General features: G+C 46.8%; 11 protein-coding genes, 1 other RNA gene and 1 pseudogene. 7 read left to right on the top strand and 6 right to left on the bottom strand.

The features are described from left to right. Positions 1-60 precede the first annotated feature (60 nt). Positions 61-537, bottom strand: a complete 477-nt coding sequence (gatA, locus tag J1779_RS24980) for a PTS galactitol transporter subunit IIA (protein ID WP_217205024.1) — start codon at positions 535-537, stop codon at positions 61-63. Then, positions 530-1,825 carry a tagatose-bisphosphate aldolase subunit GatZ gene (gatZ, locus tag J1779_RS24975; protein WP_217205023.1) on the bottom strand — a complete coding sequence of 432 codons (1,296 nt, stop codon included), beginning with the start codon at positions 1,823-1,825 and terminating at the stop codon, positions 530-532. The genes gatA and gatZ overlap by 8 nt, the downstream gene beginning before the upstream one ends. 271 nt (positions 1,826-2,096) lie before the next feature. Between gatZ and J1779_RS24970 the strand changes: the two genes are divergently transcribed. Next, positions 2,097-2,879 (top strand): DeoR/GlpR family DNA-binding transcription regulator, encoded by a 783-nt coding sequence (locus tag J1779_RS24970; protein WP_056773108.1) that lies wholly within the window; start codon positions 2,097-2,099, stop codon positions 2,877-2,879. Positions 2,880-3,295: 416 nt separating this feature from the next. Next, a complete protein-coding gene (gene exoX / locus J1779_RS24965) occupies positions 3,296-3,958 on the top strand; it encodes an exodeoxyribonuclease X (RefSeq protein ID WP_217205022.1) in 663 nt (220 codons plus the stop codon). A 117-nt stretch (positions 3,959-4,075) separates the two neighbouring features. Here the strand turns inward: exoX and J1779_RS24960 are convergent, their stop codons facing one another. Both J1779_RS24960 and J1779_RS24955 read right to left on the bottom strand, forming a co-directional pair. Further along, the gene (locus tag J1779_RS24960) at positions 4,076-4,606 is read right to left on the bottom strand and encodes a rhodanese family protein (protein ID WP_217205021.1); all 531 of its coding nucleotides are present in this window, start codon (positions 4,604-4,606) and stop codon (positions 4,076-4,078) included. Next, positions 4,603-4,920 carry an ArsR/SmtB family transcription factor gene (locus J1779_RS24955; protein ID WP_217205020.1) on the bottom strand — a complete coding sequence of 106 codons (318 nt, stop codon included), beginning with the start codon at positions 4,918-4,920 and terminating at the stop codon, positions 4,603-4,605. The genes J1779_RS24960 and J1779_RS24955 overlap by 4 nt, the downstream gene beginning before the upstream one ends. Positions 4,921-5,499: 579 nt before the next feature. Between J1779_RS24955 and J1779_RS24950 the strand changes: the two genes are divergently transcribed. The 5 genes from J1779_RS24950 to J1779_RS24930 all read left to right on the top strand — a co-directional run bounded on the left by J1779_RS24950 (position 5,500) and on the right by J1779_RS24930 (position 14,261). After that, on the top strand, positions 5,500-7,131 hold the full coding sequence (locus J1779_RS24950) for a restriction endonuclease (protein ID WP_217205019.1): 1,632 nt from the start codon (positions 5,500-5,502) through the stop codon (positions 7,129-7,131). 296 nt (positions 7,132-7,427) lie between these two features. Continuing rightward, positions 7,428-9,863 carry an EcoAI/FtnUII family type I restriction enzme subunit R gene (hsdR, locus tag J1779_RS24945; protein WP_217205018.1) on the top strand — a complete coding sequence of 812 codons (2,436 nt, stop codon included), beginning with the start codon at positions 7,428-7,430 and terminating at the stop codon, positions 9,861-9,863. A gap of 72 nt (positions 9,864-9,935) precedes the next feature. Next, entirely contained in the window at positions 9,936-11,405 is a 1,470-nt protein-coding gene (locus J1779_RS24940; RefSeq protein WP_217205017.1) for an N-6 DNA methylase, read from the top strand. Further along, complete coding sequence (locus J1779_RS24935; protein ID WP_217205016.1) at positions 11,405-13,147, top strand: restriction endonuclease subunit S; 1,743 nt, start codon at positions 11,405-11,407, stop codon at positions 13,145-13,147. Before J1779_RS24940 ends, J1779_RS24935 begins: the two co-directional genes overlap by 1 nt. A gap of 10 nt (positions 13,148-13,157) precedes the next feature. Next, on the top strand, positions 13,158-14,261 hold the full coding sequence (locus J1779_RS24930) for a PDDEXK family nuclease (RefSeq protein WP_217205015.1): 1,104 nt from the start codon (positions 13,158-13,160) through the stop codon (positions 14,259-14,261). Positions 14,262-14,696: 435 nt separating this feature from the next. Here the strand turns inward: J1779_RS24930 and J1779_RS24925 are convergent. Beyond that, positions 14,697-15,941, bottom strand: a pseudogene (locus tag J1779_RS24925) (integrase). A 191-nt stretch (positions 15,942-16,132) separates the two neighbouring features. Next, positions 16,133-16,496: a transfer-messenger RNA gene (gene ssrA, locus J1779_RS24920) on the bottom strand. Positions 16,497-16,519: the final 23 nt, after the last annotated feature.

Raw genomic sequence — 16,519 nt, 5'->3', positions numbered from 1 at the left:
TTTTTGGTGTTATTTTTTTGTAAGGCTTTGGGTACAGTTTGAATCACAGGGGGTTCAGGTTTACACCGCGGCAGCGTTCTCCGGCGCCGGGACAAAAACGTGTTGTTTAAACAGTTCTGCCAGCTGGTCTTCAGGCACAGTGAGCAGGCTTTCGTAAAACGTGGGTTCCTGCAGCTGGCTGAATAATTTGCGCAATAACACCAACTGCTCAGAGGGATGGGTGACGATCAACGCAATAATCAGCGAAGCCGCGACAGTGCCTTCATCATCAGCCTGGAAAAACTCCACTGGTGCGTCCGGACGGATCAGATAAATGGACGGGGTTCGGGCGTGCATGGCTTCGCAATGCGGAATAGCCACCGCATGGTGTTCGAGCTGAATGCCGGTTGGAAATTCCGCTTCACGAATCAATAACGCCTGTGGATAGCTGGTTTGTACAACGCCCGCCTGCACCATAGATTCACCAATGTGCGTCAGTGCTTCGTGGTAATCCTCGAAGGCGATGCCTGTTTTTACAAACACCTGGCAGTTATGCATGGCTGCATTCTCCACAGGCCGTCACTTGTGGCGTGCAGCCGAAGTGATAGGCACGTAATACATCCTGGATTTTGTCGATGATCAGTTCATGAGGATGGCTGGCAAGTTCACCCGACATCACCCGTTCGAACTGAGCTGGCAGGTACTGACTCAGTAAACCAAGCGGGATATCAAGCGACTGGAGATTACCGATCAGGACTTCCATCGCGCGATTAATACGGGCGTGTGGCCAGTAGTAGCGAATGCGGTCGGAAAGGCTGAAGTGCAGGTCGATAAGTGACAGGCTGAACGTCGGGTTGTAATACTTTTTCCAGTAGCCAGGCTCATCCAGCATCACGCCGTCGATCACTGTGAGGATCTGGCTGCGGGATTCAGGCGCAACCAGGACTTGTTCGATATTGGCCAGCGCGAATACAGCCTCACGCAGCGCAAATGTCAGTGCCGGACCCACTTTGAGGATCGCGTAATGGTCTTTTACCAGATGTCGGTATGAGTCACGGGTCTGGTAATCGGTAGAGTGCGCTTCATAAACCAGCGGGGTGTCATCGATAAAGGCTGATAAATCCTCTGCCAGAGTGGGCTGATAATGGATCACCCGGCTATGGTCAAATTCAACTCCCGGCTGAACAACGACGGCGATAATCCGATCAATGGCACTTTCCAGCCCTGCTTCACGGAATGCCTGATAGTGCATATCCAGCGTCGCTTTGGCATCTTTGGCTTCGGTCACATGAACATGCTTAATCGCGGACGCTTCGCCACCGGGTACCGGAACTTCTGTCCCGATAACGTACGTCAGCATCTGTTTCTGCTGTGGTGTCGCGACCTTTTCCGCGACCTTGCATAAGCGGGCTGCGCGCTGAGCCACAACGAGAGGATCAAGCGGGACAGGATCGTCCGCACAGGACATCGAGGCATCGAGATGGATCTTGCTGAATCCGGCTTCGACGTAGCGTGCTATCAAGACTTCCGCTTTGCTCATCGCACTTTCAGCATTTTCACTCTGCCAGCAATTTGGCCCGAGATGGTCACCTCCCAAAATAAGACGCTGAACCGGAAACCCCAATTTCTCCGCTATTGCGAGCACAAAATCGCGAAAATCAATCGGCAGCATACCGGTGTAACCGCCGTACTGATTAACCTGATTAGATGTAGCTTCAATCAGCACCTTACGACCACTGTGCAGATCTTCTCTTAGCGCGGCCTCGATCACTAAAGGATGAGCTGAGCAGACTGAGCATATCCCGATACTTTCGCCACTCTTATGCTTCCTGATTATTTCTTTCATTTTTCCTCCGTTTGTTTTCGAAGATATTCGTGTCTTTTCGAAAGTCTAACAATAGCGTTGTTTGTGTTTCGTGATGATGATCGTAATATTTCGTAAGTCATTTCATTCGTTTTCTTTCATTTTGGATTGAGGGGCGAGAGAGGGGGATGCTTTCTGGCGAGGCCGGCGGCAAGCTAAGCGTGCTGTATTTCACATCCCCGTTAATTTTTTATCCTCACTTCGATATCTTTTGTTTACACTGTGCGAAATAGGACGTTTTGGACTAAACAGGATGAATACTTACGATCGTCGCAATAAAATTGTTGAATTAGTGAATCAGAAAGGCACCGTTCAGGTTGCTGAGCTTTCGAATGCTTTCGGTGTGTCTGAGGTGACTGTTCGTGCGGATCTGACCCTGCTGGGTCAAAAAGGCGAACTCACCCGGTTTCATGGCGGCGCGGCAAAGCGTGAAGACAAGGCAAGTGACGGGCAGGATAAGCCGCAGGACGAATTGATTCTCGAAGAGCGTTATCTTCAGGCCAGCGATCCTAAAAAGCGCATTGCGCAGGCTGCGGCAGGCATGGTGAAGCCCGGCGATACGGTGATCCTTGATAGCGGTAGCACCACTATGTTGCTGGCTGAGGAACTGGTGAAATCCGGCGATATCACGGTCATTACTAATAACTTACCGGCGGCTTTTGTATTGTCTGAGAACCCGGATATCACGCTGGTTGTTTGTGGCGGAACACTGAGGCACAAAACGCGTTCATTGCATGGCAATATCACGGAGTATGCCTTGCAGGGCATCGTGGCTAACCTGATGTTCGTGGGAGCCGATGGTCTGGATGCGGCGACCGGAATTACGACGTTTAATGAGGGCTACAGCATCAGCGGGATTATGGCCGATGCCGCTCAGCGCGTTGTCGTCGTCACCGATTCCACTAAATTTGGTCGTCGCGGGTATAACCTGGTGCTGCCGATGGAAAAAATCGACACCATCATTACGGACACGGATATCAGCGATGAGGCCCAACAGGCTCTCAGAGACACAGCGATAGACCTCATTCTTGTTTAACTCCTTTCAGGTTGCAGACGTCCGCCTGGTGATGAATGTAATCCACCCGGAGAATCTGGGGAACGGGCAGTTTCAGACGCTGCGTTGAGTATCGAAAACAATGTGAGTCGTTGCAGTAGCAGGCAGATTAATTTGAGAGATAAATTCAGGAAAGGGTGGTCGCCGCGTTGTTTCTGTGCGGCTGCAAAGAGGGGAGCCGATATTTTTTAAACCTTAGGCGAAGTCTTTCTGTTCGTGTTTTATATGTGACATGCAGTTCACCCTTTTTCAGCCGCAGGCTTTGCACGGTCGTTCCTGGATTTAGCTGTGAACGATGGCCACGGTTTACTTTTCAATGATTCAGCGGTTGGCAGAGTGAGTTCATTCCTTTACGCTTACATTTTTAGTCGGCGTTTGCTGGTCATCTGGAGTGGAATATGTTGCGCGTTATCGATACGGAAACCTGTGGATTGCAAGGTGGTGTGGTTGAAGTTGCTTCTGTCGATATCGTAGATGGACAGATCGTCAATCCGATGAGCGATCTGGTGCGTCCCGACCGTCCTATTAGCTATCAGGCGATGGCAATTCATAAAATAACTGAAGCCATGGTGGCCGATAAACCCTGGATAGAGGACATCATTCCTCGTTACCACGGGAGCCCATATTATGTTGCTCATAACGCCAGCTTTGACCAGCGTATGCTCCCTGAGATGTCAGGCGAATGGATTTGTACTGTCAAACTTGCGCGACGTTTATGGCCTGGCATCAAGTACAGCAATATGGGGTTATACAAATCCCTCAAGCTGCAAGTGGAAACGCCTGCGGAGCTTCATCATCACCGTGCGCTTTTTGACTGCTATATCACGGCGGCGTTATTGATTCGGATTATGGATGAGTCAGGCTGGACACCTGAACAGATGGTGACGATCACCGGGCGTCCTGCGCTGGTGAGCACAATGATGTTCGGTAAATATCGTGGAAAAAAAATTGAGGAAATCGCGCAAGATGATCCGGCATATTTGTGCTGGATGCTTAATAACATCAAAGAATTAACGCCAGATTTGCGAATGACGCTCAAGCACTATTTAGAAGCACAGTAAATGCTCTTCCAATCTGCTTCCTTCGCAACGAAGGACAGATGTGAAAATAATCACTGGCACTAACTGCACAGAAAGCCGCACATCTCACGGGCTGCGGCTTTTTTAAAAACCCCATACTTATTTATTAATCCTGTTCCACGGCATGTTGGAAAGCAGGATCGCCATTCCACACCAGCCGCTGATACCCGCAAAAAGAAGGCCCGCACCGACGAATCCGGACAAAAGAAATAAGCTTGTATCGATTGTGTATCCCATCAGGATCCCGATAAGGATAAGCGTTCCGGCTGCGATTTGAACTTGTCGCATGATCGGAAGCGGCTGTTTTTTATCCTCTACGGTTGGAAGATTTGCGCTTTTCCAGGCGTTAATTCCTCCTGAAAGCAACAGAACCGGGACGGGCGCCGCAGCTCTGACAAGTGCCTCGGCATTTTGAGTTGTCCGGGAGCCTGCTAAACAGTGAAAAATGACCGGATGTTGTATCGGAAGATTTTTAATGCTTTTTCCCAATACGATGTCAGACAGCGGGAAAGAGTGTGCTCCGGGAACGTGTTCACGCAAAAATTCTGCAGGTTCACGGATATCGATCAATGTGCTGCCATTGTTCATAAGCTCTTGTGCTTCAGATGGACTTACGGTCTTCACGATCATTTCACATCCTCAGGGCAGTAAATGTCCTTTAACGTTGCGATAACTTTTCGAATCGATTCATTTTTGATGAAGTAATTCCTTCTTTGCTCATCCCTGGAACATTCAATCAAATCATCTTCCTTCATCCTTGCCAGATGCTGGGAGGTCGCGGAAGGACTCAATCCGGTCAGCCTGCTCAGATCGCCCGCAGAAGTGCCTGGCGAGTCAATGAGCATGCAAAGAATCATTAATCTATTGGTGTTACTCATGGACTTAAGAAGTTGTGCCGCCTGAGTCGCGCCTTCTTGCAGAAAACGGATTTCGGTATTTTTCATTTTTTAATTTAGAGTTTACTAATTTAAGTAAACTCTAAATTAGTCGAAGAAATAGATCAATGAAATTTTTTGGGGCGTGAGAGGTACACAAATGCGGTTTGATAACAGGCAATAAAAAAGCCGCAAACCCTTGCGGGCTGCGGCTTTCTTTGCGGTAACGGTCTTATCTGGTAATAACCGAAACCTTGTTTGGTGGGCTGGGGGAGGTTGAGGAAATTAGCTAAATTATTGTTTTAACTAGTTAATTACGAGTTCAGATTTGTGGTGTATACCTAAACGTATACCAATGCAGATAATCGTGCTTTGTTATGTTCATATTTTGAACGCTTTGAGTAGGGTGACTCTGACTAGCCTACGCGATACAAAAAGATTTATAGAAAAACTGGTCACAGTGTTCACTCTTATAGAAAACTCTTTTTTTTCAGTTGGTTAAATTTTTTTAAGTCATTTCATAGCCTTCACTTCTATTCACGATGATCCCAAAAGGTATTTTTGGTTCATGACTTCGCCTATTATGAAAAAAATTGTTTGTTATCATTTATACACAGTAAAAGCGCTAAACTAATTTAAGGACATAAAATGGGGCGTAGATCCGGTTTTGAGGGTTTTTTGAGGGCTTCGGTTAGGGCTGCTGCGGCAATTGACCGTGAAAATAAAAGATCTCTGAGAAGCCATGCCGCTGAAGCTAGGCGTGTAGAAAGGCAGAACAGACAAGAATATGCACAATACGTGCGTGAAGAAAAACAGTTAATTCGTGAGCAAAAGGAGGCAGATAAACTTGCTAAAGTAATGTATTTAGAAGATAGAATAGAGGAGGTTAACGATCTTAATTCTGATTTGGTTGAAACAATCTCTGAATTATCTGGCATTTTAGAACACACTTTAAATCATGATGATTCTATTGATTTTTCAAGTTTAAAAATGGTACCTAGTTTTAAAAAATTTCAGACACCGAGCCATCTTTTACCCGACAGTAGCCCGATAATAGATTTCGTACCTATGCCGATGGGATGGAGAAAGTTAATACCTGGTGCGGGTAAAAAATACAATTCGAAAGTAGAGTTGGCTGAGAAGAAATTAGAAATTGAAATGAAAGAGTATATCTCTAAAGAAAAAGAAAAAAGCCAGAAAATCGAAGAGATGAAAAATGAATATTCACGAGAAAAAAATAGATATCTTGATGAGGTGAATCGGCATAATGAAGATATTGATGAGTTTGAAATAAGTTATTTTTCTGGAGATGAACTATCCGTTAAAAATTACTGCGAAATGGTTCTTACTCGCTCTGAGTATCCGCAAGATGGATTTCAACAAAATTTCCGTCTTGCCTATACAATTGCAAACAAGGAATTAGTAATAGAGTATTTCATACCTAGTATCGATGTTATCCCTAAGGATTTAGAATACAAATATATTAAGACGCGTGATGCGATAACTTCAAAACTAAGAAAGCCATTTGAAATAAATAAGCTATATCAAGATATTATAGCTGCAATTGCTTTGCGTACATTACATGAGATTTTTGAGGCTGATCAGGCTGGTGCTATATTATCAGTAGTATTCAATGGGGTGCTCGATACGATCGACCCAACTAGTGGGCATGATATCAATGTAAATGTCGTATCTGTTAGAGCTTTCAAAGAAGAGTTTATGGCTATAAAATTAGACCGAATAGATAAGGTAGCTTGCCTTCGTAGTCTTGGTGCTCAAGTATCTAATCATCCTGAAGAACTTCAAGCAATTAAGCCTATTATAGAATTTAATATGGTAGATAAGAGATTTATTGAGCAGGGTGATGCCTTATCTGGATTGGAATCGCGTCCTAATCTTATGGATTTATCCCCTGGGGAGTTCGAGGTTTTAGTTTCAAATCTTTTTTCGCAGATGGGATTAGATACCAAACTAACCCGAGGTACTAAAGATGGCGGGGTTGATGCAATAGCGTTTGATACAAGACCTATACTTGGTGGGAAAGTTGTCATTCAAGCTAAAAGATATAAAGATACTGTAGGTGTGAGTGCCGTACGAGATCTTTATGGAACCATGATGAATGAAGGTGCAAATAAAGGAATCTTGGTTTGCACTAGTAAATATGGCAAAGATGCTTATAATTTCTGTAAAGATAAACCTATAGAATTAATTGATGGTGGTGGTTTAATTTATCTTTTAAGAGAACATGCTGGAGTTGATGCAAAAATACAGCTCCTGTAGATATGAAATTCTCACCGCCTCATTATCATCTGAGGCGGTGAGAATTAAATTATCTTTCGCATTACTGCAACCAATCCACCTCACTGTGTAAGTATCCCGCTAATCCAGAGTTGCATTAGCTAGTCTTCTCTCTGAGAGAACAATTATCGGCAATCCTGAGATATTTTTTCATGACGATTTTTTCGTGAAAGGCACACGCTGTGTTGGCTTATGGATTAAAACCTAGTTTTACGTCATGATTTGAAACACCTTTGTAAGTTAATCTGAAGACACACACCACCGTTGGGAACTCTGCTATGGCTGGCGTTAACAAAACTCATTTGACCGAAACGGACATCATCACAAAATTCATCCTGCCTGCGATTCAAGAGGCGGGTTGGGATGTGATGACGCAGATTCGCCAAGAGGTAAAACTTCGCGACGGGAAAGTCGTGGTACGCGGAAAACTGGCGGCACGCCTGACGGTGAAATCCGCTGATATCGTGCTTTACCATAAGCCGGGATTACCGCTTGCGGTTGTAGAAGCAAAAGCCAATAAGCATGAGATCGGCAAGGGTATGCAGCAAGGGCTGGGGTACGCTCGTTTGCTTGATGTGCCCTTTGTGTTTGCTTCCAACGGCGATGGTTTTATTTTTCACGACAAAACCAATCCCTCACAACTCGAGTCTGAAATATCGCTCGCCGATTTCCCGACACCGCTACAGCTTTGGGAAAAATATTGCTTTTGGAAAGGATTTACCGCTGAGCAGCTACCGGTGATCAGTCAGGATTATTACGATGACAGCACCGGTAAATCACCGCGTTATTATCAGCTTCAGGCGATTAACAAAACCATAGCCGCCGTCTCTGCCAGACAAAAGCGGGTACTGCTGGTGATGGCGACCGGTACCGGTAAAACCTACACCGCGTTTCAAATCATCTGGCGTTTATGGAAGGCAAAAAATAAGAAACGCATTTTGTTCCTTGCCGACCGCAATATCCTCGTCGACCAATCCAAAAATAATGATTTTCAGCCTTTCGGCACAGCAATGGCAAAAGTCACCGGGCGTACCATCGACCCGGCGTATGAAATTCAGCTGGCGCTTTATCAGGCCATTACCGGGCCGGAAGAACATCAGAAAGCTTATAAACAGGTCGCTCCTGATTTCTTCGATTTGATTGTGATTGACGAATGCCATCGCGGCAGCGCTTCGGAAGATAGCGCCTGGCGCGAAATTCTTGATTATTTCAGCAGCGCCACGCAGATCGGCCTGACGGCAACGCCGAAAGAAACAGACGAAGTGTCCAATACCGATTACTTCGGTGAGCCGGTTTATACCTATTCGCTGAAAGAAGGGATTGAAGACGGCTTTCTCGCACCTTATAAAGTGGTCCGCGTAGATATCGACGTTGATCTGCAAGGCTGGCGTCCAACTATCGGGCAGATGGATAAAAACGGTGAGCTGGTGGATGACCGCATCTATAACCAGAAGGATTTTGACCGCACGCTGGTGATTGATGAACGTACTCAACTGGTAGCGCAGACCATTACCGATTATTTAAAACGCACTAATCCGATGGATAAAACCATCGTCTTCTGTAACGACATCGATCATGCAGAACGTATGCGCCGGGCGCTGGTGAACCTGAACCCTGAGCAGGTCGCGAAGAATGAAAAGTATGTGATGAAAATTACCGGTGACGACGATATCGGCAAGGCGCAGCTGGATAACTTCATCAATCCGAAAAAGCCGTATCCGGTTATCGCAACCACCTCCGAGCTGATGAGTACGGGCGTCGATGCCCAAACCTGCAAGCTGGTAGTGCTAGACCAAAATATTCAGTCCATGACCAAATTTAAACAGATCATCGGGCGCGGTACGCGTATCAACGAGAAATTCGGCAAACTGTGGTTCACTATTCTCGACTTCAAAAAAGCCACGGAACTGTTTGCCGATGAACGTTTTGATGGCGTGCCGGAAAAAGTGATCCGCACCACGCCGGAGGACATCTCCGATCCGGATTCTGAGTTTGATGAAATGCTGGAAGATGAATCTACGGATGAAATACCGGATCCTGATACCTTAGCGGTTCACGAAACACCGGGGGAATATAACGTTACGCCCGATCCGGATTTCGCGCCTTTTGAAGAAGATGAAGAACGTCCAATCCGTAAATTCTACGTGAATGGCGTGCAGGTGAAAGTCCTGGCAAAACGCGTTCAGTATTACGATGCGGATGGGAAACTGGTCACCGAATCCTTCCAGGATTACACCCGCAAAACGCTGCTAAAAGACAGAGACTACGCATCGCTTGATGATTTTACCCGTAAGTGGCAGTCTGCCACCCGCAAACAGGTAATCATCGATGAATTAAAGGAATTGGGCATTCTGTGGGAAGTGCTGGCGGAAGAGGTGGGTAAAGATCTCGACCCGTTTGATCTGCTCTGCCACGTCGTTTACGGTCAGCCGCCGCTGACGCGTCGTGAACGCGCGGACAACGTGCGTAAGCGTAATTACTTCACCAAATATTCCGCACCCGCACAGAACGTTTTAAATACGCTGCTGGACAAATATGCCGATCAGGGTGTGCACGAAATTGAAGATATTCAGGTGCTAAAACTGAAACCTTTCGATACCCTTGGCCGCCCGTTAGAAATTATCAAAAACAGCTTTGGCGATAAAAAATCCTATGAGAACGCCGTGAACGAACTGGAAAACGAAATCTACCAGCCGTCGCCACGCTCCGCCTGACTGCACGACACTTTTCTGCCACCGGTGGCTTTGGCTTCCGGTGGCATCATTTTTTGAAGTATGGAAACCACTATGTCTATAAGCTCCGTCATTAAATCCCTTCAGGACATCATGCGTAAAGACGCCGGTGTCGATGGTGATGCCCAACGTCTTGGTCAGCTTTCATGGCTGCTGTTCCTGAAGATTTTCGATACACAGGAAGAAGAGCTGGAACTTGAGCAGGATGATTATCGTCTGCCGATCCCGCAGCGTTATCTGTGGCGCACCTGGGCAGCCAATAATGAAGGGATCACCGGCGATGCGTTGATGGAGTTTGTTAACGACGACCTGTTCCCGGCACTGAAAAATCTGACTGCGCCGCTTGATACCAATCCACGCGGTTTTGTCGTGAAGCAGGCTTTCAGCGATGCCTACAACTACATGAAAAACGGTACTTTGCTGCGTCAGGTGATCAACAAGCTGAACGAAATTGATTTCAGCAACAGCAATGAACGCCACCTGTTTGGTGATATCTACGAACAGATCCTGCGTGATTTACAAAGCGCCGGTAACGCCGGTGAGTTCTATACTCCGCGCGCCGTAACGCGTTTTATGGTGAATCGCATCGACCCGAAACTGGGCGAATCGATTATGGACCCGGCCTGTGGTACAGGCGGTTTTCTGGCCTGTGCCTTTGACCACGTCAAAGAACATTACGTCAACACCACCGAAGACCATCAGATACTGCAAAAGCAGATTTTCGGCGTCGAGAAAAAGCAGCTTCCACATTTGTTGTGTACCACCAACATGTTGCTGCACGGCATTGAAGTGCCGGTACAAATCCGCCACGACAACACGCTGAACAAACCGCTCTCCTCATGGGATGAGCAGCTTGACGTGATTGTCACCAACCCGCCGTTTGGTGGCACCGAAGAAGATGGCATCGAGAAGAATTTCCCGGCCGAAATGCAGACCCGCGAAACCGCCGATCTATTCCTGCAACTGATCGTCGAAGTGCTGGCCGATAAAGGCCGCGCAGCCGTCGTTCTGCCGGACGGTACCTTATTTGGTGAAGGCGTAAAAACCAAAATCAAAAAGATGCTGACTGAAGAGTGCAACCTGCACACCATCGTGCGCCTGCCGAACGGCGTGTTTAACCCGTACACCGGCATTAAAACCAACATTCTGTTCTTCACCAAAGGCCAGCCGACCAAAGACATCTGGTTCTATGAGCATCCGTACCCGGCAGGCGTGAAGAACTACAACAAAACCCGCCCGATGAAGTTTGAAGAATTTCAGACAGAAATCGACTGGTGGGGCGATGAAGCCGACGGCTTTGCCAGCCGCGAAGAGAGCCATCAGGCCTGGAAAGTGGGCATCGACGAGATCATTACCCGCAACTTCAACCTCGACATTAAAAACCCGTATCAGGGCGAAACCATCAGCCATGATCCGGATGAACTGTTAAGTCAGTATCAGCAGCAGCAAACAGAAATCAGCGAACTGCGCAATCAGCTGCGCGACATCCTCGGTGCTGCGCTGGCCGGTAAAGGAGCGAACTGATGGCTGTCGAACAACTGATCACCCAACATATCGATACCTGGACGTCCGCTCTGCGCACCCGTTCCACCGCCGGACGAGGAATCTCTGGAAAAATTGATCTTTACGGCATCAAAAAGCTGCGTGAACTGATCCTCGAACTGGCCGTGCGCGGCAAGCTGGTGCCGCAGGATCCGAATGATGAACCGGCGTCTGAATTGCTGAAACGTATTGCAAAAGAAAGAGATGAACTAGTTAAGAGTAAAGTGATTAGAAAGCCTAAAACACTTGAAAAAATTACAAACTCCAAAATACCCTTTGAATTACCAGATGGTTGGGAATGGTGTTATTTAAATGACATAGGTAATTGGGGGGCTGGTTCTACGCCAAGCCGCTCTAATTCAGAATATTATAATGGTAATATTCCGTGGTTTAAATCAGGCGAGCTTTCCTCAGATTTCATTTCGGATTCAGAGGAGACAGTTACAGAATTGGCTTTGCAAGAATGTTCACTCCGAGATAATAATATCGGTGATGTATTAATTGCGATGTATGGAGCTACAATTGGTAAGACATCGATCCTAAATGTTCGCGGTACTACTAATCAGGCAGTATGTGCTTGTACCCCATATAGTGGAATTTCGAATGTCTATTTATTAACTCTTTTAAAAGCTTACAAGCGGATTTTTATAGGCATGGGCGCTGGTGGAGCTCAACCGAATATCTCAAGAGAAAAACTTATTGCCACAGTGTTTGCACTTCCGCCTAAAGCTGAACAAAACCGAATTATCTGCAAAGTTCACGAACTCATGTCCCTCTGCGATCAACTTGAACAGCAATCCCTGACCAGTCTGGATGCGCATTATCAGTTGGTTGAAACGCTGCTGGCAACGCTTACCGACAGCCAAAATGCCGATGAACTCGCCGAAAACTGGGCACGGATCAGCCAGTATTTCGACACGCTGTTTACCACCGAAGCCAGTATCGACGCACTTAAACAAACCATTCTGCAACTGGCGGTGATGGGCAAACTGGTGCCACAGGATCCTAACGACGAACCCGCCTCTGAACTGCTTAAACGTATTGAGCAGGAAAAAGCGCAACTGGTGAAAGAAGGTAAAATTAAAAAGCAAAAACCGTTGCCACCAGTAAATGATGAGAAAAAACCATTTGAATTACCAATGGGATGGGAGTGGTGTCGACTTGGTTCTCTGTTCTCTATTATAACTGATGGTGATCATCAAGCACCACCAAAAGCGAGTAATGGAGTACCATTTTTGGTAATCGGAAATTTAAATAAAGGTGAGGTTTCATTAGAAAACTCCAAGTTTGTTCCTAAAGAGTATTTTGATAATTTAGATTGGAGTAAGAAGCCAACTAAGAATGACATGCTTTATACAGTGACTGGTTCATACGGTATTCCAATTATTGTTAAAGAGAATCACAAATTTTGTGTGCAGCGACATGTTGCAATATTCAAATCTTGTTTGAATACGCCTAATTTATATTTAAAACATGTATTTCTAACACCTTACGCATATGATCTTGCAACAAATATAGCTACTGGGATTGCACAAAAAACAGTCCCGTTAACCGGATTAAGGATAATGTGTATTCCTTTGCCTCCCGCTAACGAGATTGCGAGGATCATGGAGAAATTACAAACCTTGGATGTCTTATTCCTAGGCCTCAAATCCCGTCTGCAATCCGCCCAGCAAACCCAGCTCCACTTGGCGGATGCGCTCACTGACGCAGCATTAAACTAGGGAACAGACGATGCCGGTTCATCATGCTATCTGGCGGGTGGGAGATAACCCACAGCCACTGACCATCAGTAAGCTTGTCAGTGAGCAGTTGCTTGAGAGGATGATCTTAAATGATCCTACCATCCTCTCTGACCAGTGGATGATTATTGGTCATCAGGAAAATACGCTCGATAAAGGGCGCATCGACCTGCTGGCGATTGCGCCGGATGCTTCGCTGATTCTGATTGAGCTTAAACGTGACCGCACACCGCGCGAAGTGGTGGCTCAGGCGCTGGATTACGCTTCGTGGGTGGATGATTTAACCGCAGACCGTCTGTCACAGATTTATGAGAAATTTTCCGGTGGCGGTAATCTGGGCGACGCGTTTAAGCAACGTTTCAATACCGAGCTGGAAGAAGAGTCCATCAACCAGTCGCACCAAGTCATCATTGTGGCAGCGGAGCTGGATCCGTCGACTGAGCGCATCGTGGACTATCTGAGTAAGAAGGGTATCTCTATAAACGTTCTGTTCTTTAAGGTGTTCCAGCACGGCGAAGAACAGTTCCTAAGCCGTGCCTGGCTTATTGATCCAAGCGAAACGCAAACCAACGCAGCACAAGCCACTGCTGGGGCCAGTGCCAAAGCGAAGGAACCCTGGAACGGGGAGTTCTATGTCTCGTTTGGCGACCCAAACAGCCGTAACTGGGAAGAGGCCCGCCGCTATGGTTTCATTAGTGCAGGTGGCGGAAGCTGGTACAGCCAGACCTTAAAACAGCTTCAGCCCGGCGATCGTGTTTGGGTAAAAATCCCGGCAACGGGTTATGTCGGCGTCGGCATTGTGCAGAGCGCCGTTGAGCCTGCCAGCAGTTTTACGCTCAACACTGAAGACGGCGAAAAACTCGCGATGGACGTGCTGAAGCATGGCGAACTGTATCGCCAGAACGCGGATGATCCCGATAAATCAGAGTATTTTGTGCCGGTGAAATGGCTTGAAACCCGCAGCGAACATGAAGCTGTGAATGAGGTTGGATTCTTCGGTAACCAAAACACCGTCTGCAAACCCACTACGCCAAAATGGCGACATACGGTCGAAAAATTGATGCGTCATTTCAAAAGCTGGGATGCGGAACTGTAATATCCCGTTATAGCTAAAAGGCCTGGCATGGCCTTTTAGCATATTTATGATTACTGAATGAATTGTATCGAGACGCGCAAGGGATTATCGCGCCAGTCGGTTACAGTCATTCACAGTGGTAGCGGTGAGGCTTGAACATAAAACACGGGGTTTGCTCAATGAAGAGCTGACTCATGAACGGGCGCTTATTCATGACCAGATGCCTAAATGTACAACGCTTGTAAAACTAGAAAGTGCCTATCAGATCAACCCTGAAAATGATATCAGAACTGCTGAACAGGCATTAGAAAAAACGATTCCAATGTTAAATTTACCCTACGAAAAAGTTAGCTAGAGTCACGCCGCAACGTTTTTGCCTCAATAATTTTATTTTTAGCCGCGTTCAAATTACCACCTTCACACCTTTGATAAAAATATGAGTGAAGGTGGTAATTATTAAGTTCCAACGAGCCGCAATCCTTTAATACCACCTTCAATTATACTTCCGCTATCAGCCGCACTTATAAAATCAGCCCACCATTGCATCATGGGACGCCGTTGCTCCAGGTAGTCACTGCGGTTATAGGCGCGGCGTACCTCATTTTTGTCCACATGAGCTAGCGCGGCCTCTATGACATCCGGTGAAAAACCTTGTTCATTAAGTGCTGTGCTGGCAATAGACCGCAGACCATGCGAGACGAGTACCCCGCCTAATCCGGCACGTTTAAGCGCCGCATTCACCGTTTGGCTGTTCATTGACTGAGTTGGTTTGATGCGACTTGGGAATACATACTCCCTAGCACCGTTCAGAGGCTTCATCATCTCCAGAATGGCTAAAGCCTCATCTGATAAGGGGACGATATGTTCCCTGTTCATCTTCATTCTTGCAGCAGGGATTTTCCATTCTTTGGTGTCGAGGTTAATTTCATCCCAGCGGGCTTCTGAGGCCTCGGCAGGACGCGTTATGGTGAGTAACTGCCACATGAACAGGCAGCGTGTTGAAAGTCCAATGTTAGCCGTGCGCATTGTCTGCATTAGCTGGGGCAATTGGTCTGGACGAATACTGGGCATATTCTTCTTTTGAGGCTTTTCAAAGGCTTTACCGATATTAACGCTCGGAACGGCGTCAATGAGCCCGGTATTTTGAGCGTATACCATCACTTCATTAATGCGCTGGCATAAGCGCCTGACCGTTTCCAGGGCCCCTCTGGCTTGAACTGGTTGTATGGCTTTGACCAATGTATGGGCTTTGATGTCGGTAATGCAGATTTCACCAATAACAGGAAAAACGTCTCTCTCCAAAGAACGCTAGATATCTTCAGCATAATTTTCAGTTACGCTAGTTTTCTTCACATTCCACCAACGTTCGGCAATCAATTTGAAAGTGTTGGTTTTGGCTTCTTGTGAAGACCGGAGTTGCTCTTTCTGATGCTCAAGAGGATCGATCTGCTTTGCAAGTAACGCACGCGATTCTGCTCTCAGCTTGCGTGCTTCAGAAAGTGTGACCGAAGGGTAGGCTCCAAAACTCTGCTTAGTGCGTTGTTTCGTGAAAGGGCGATAGTAGCGAAATTGCCAGAGTTTACTGCCGCTCGATTTGATTAGCAGTGACAGGCCATCTCCGTCATACAGAAGATAATCTGCATCTTTAGATTTTGCTGCTTTGATTTCCGTATCGGTCAACGGCTTGGTTTGTCTTGCCATGATCAGTCTCCGCTCTTGTAGGCCCAACGAAAACCATATTAGTTTTCATTGGGCCTATCAATGGGCCCAAAAGGATTGGATTTAATTAGGTGACTTCAGACTCGAGAGGATACAAAAAAGCCCGCAGGGCTTACGCCATGCGGGCTTCTAGGACTTCGTTGGATGGCTCTGGTAACCATCAACCAAGAATTTGGTGGAGCTGGGGGGATTTGAACCCCCGTCCAGAATTACTACACCGTCGGCACTACATGCTTAGTCCAATCTTTACATTCGCCGGTTAGCTGCGGATGGACACGCCACTAACAAACTATCCTGATTGGGTTTAACGCTTTCACCCCAGGCAAGGTGTCCACGCGATCTCTTTTGGGTTTGACCTCTCTTGATCCCCGTCCTAAGAGCGGAGGCTAGGGAGAGAGGGCTCTAAGCAGGGTATTAAGCTGCTAGGGCGTAGTTTTCGTCGTTTGCGACTATTTTTTTGCGGCTTTTTACGAGGCCAACCGCCCCTCGGCATGCTCCTTGGGCTTCGCAAATCCTGTCGAATCCAGAATCAGCCCCAAGTACTATTTCGCAGTATACCA

Source organism: Rahnella rivi (genome assembly GCF_019049655.1).
GTDB classification, from domain to species: domain Bacteria; phylum Pseudomonadota; class Gammaproteobacteria; order Enterobacterales; family Enterobacteriaceae; genus Rahnella; species Rahnella rivi.
Note: the sequence above shows the minus strand (reverse complement) of the source record. Positions and strands in the feature narration are given on the sequence as shown.

What these genes read in the sequence shown, in the direction of transcription:
- gatA (WP_217205024.1), bottom strand. Translation starts at nt 537, where the DNA reads ATGCATAACTGCCAGGTGTTTGTAAAAACAGGCATCGCCTTCGAGGAT.
- J1779_RS24955 (WP_217205020.1), bottom strand. Translation starts at nt 4,920, where the DNA reads ATGAAAAATACCGAAATCCGTTTTCTGCAAGAAGGCGCGACTCAGGCG.
- J1779_RS24960 (WP_217205021.1), bottom strand. Translation starts at nt 4,606, where the DNA reads ATGATCGTGAAGACCGTAAGTCCATCTGAAGCACAAGAGCTTATGAAC.
- hsdR (WP_217205018.1), top strand. Translation starts at nt 7,428, where the DNA reads ATGGCTGGCGTTAACAAAACTCATTTGACCGAAACGGACATCATCACA.
- J1779_RS24930 (WP_217205015.1), top strand. Translation starts at nt 13,158, where the DNA reads ATGCCGGTTCATCATGCTATCTGGCGGGTGGGAGATAACCCACAGCCA.
- exoX (WP_217205022.1), top strand. Translation starts at nt 3,296, where the DNA reads ATGTTGCGCGTTATCGATACGGAAACCTGTGGATTGCAAGGTGGTGTG.
- J1779_RS24970 (WP_056773108.1), top strand. Translation starts at nt 2,097, where the DNA reads ATGAATACTTACGATCGTCGCAATAAAATTGTTGAATTAGTGAATCAG.
- J1779_RS24940 (WP_217205017.1), top strand. Translation starts at nt 9,936, where the DNA reads ATGTCTATAAGCTCCGTCATTAAATCCCTTCAGGACATCATGCGTAAA.
- J1779_RS24935 (WP_217205016.1), top strand. Translation starts at nt 11,405, where the DNA reads ATGGCTGTCGAACAACTGATCACCCAACATATCGATACCTGGACGTCC.
- gatZ (WP_217205023.1), bottom strand. Translation starts at nt 1,825, where the DNA reads ATGAAAGAAATAATCAGGAAGCATAAGAGTGGCGAAAGTATCGGGATA.
- J1779_RS24950 (WP_217205019.1), top strand. Translation starts at nt 5,500, where the DNA reads ATGGGGCGTAGATCCGGTTTTGAGGGTTTTTTGAGGGCTTCGGTTAGG.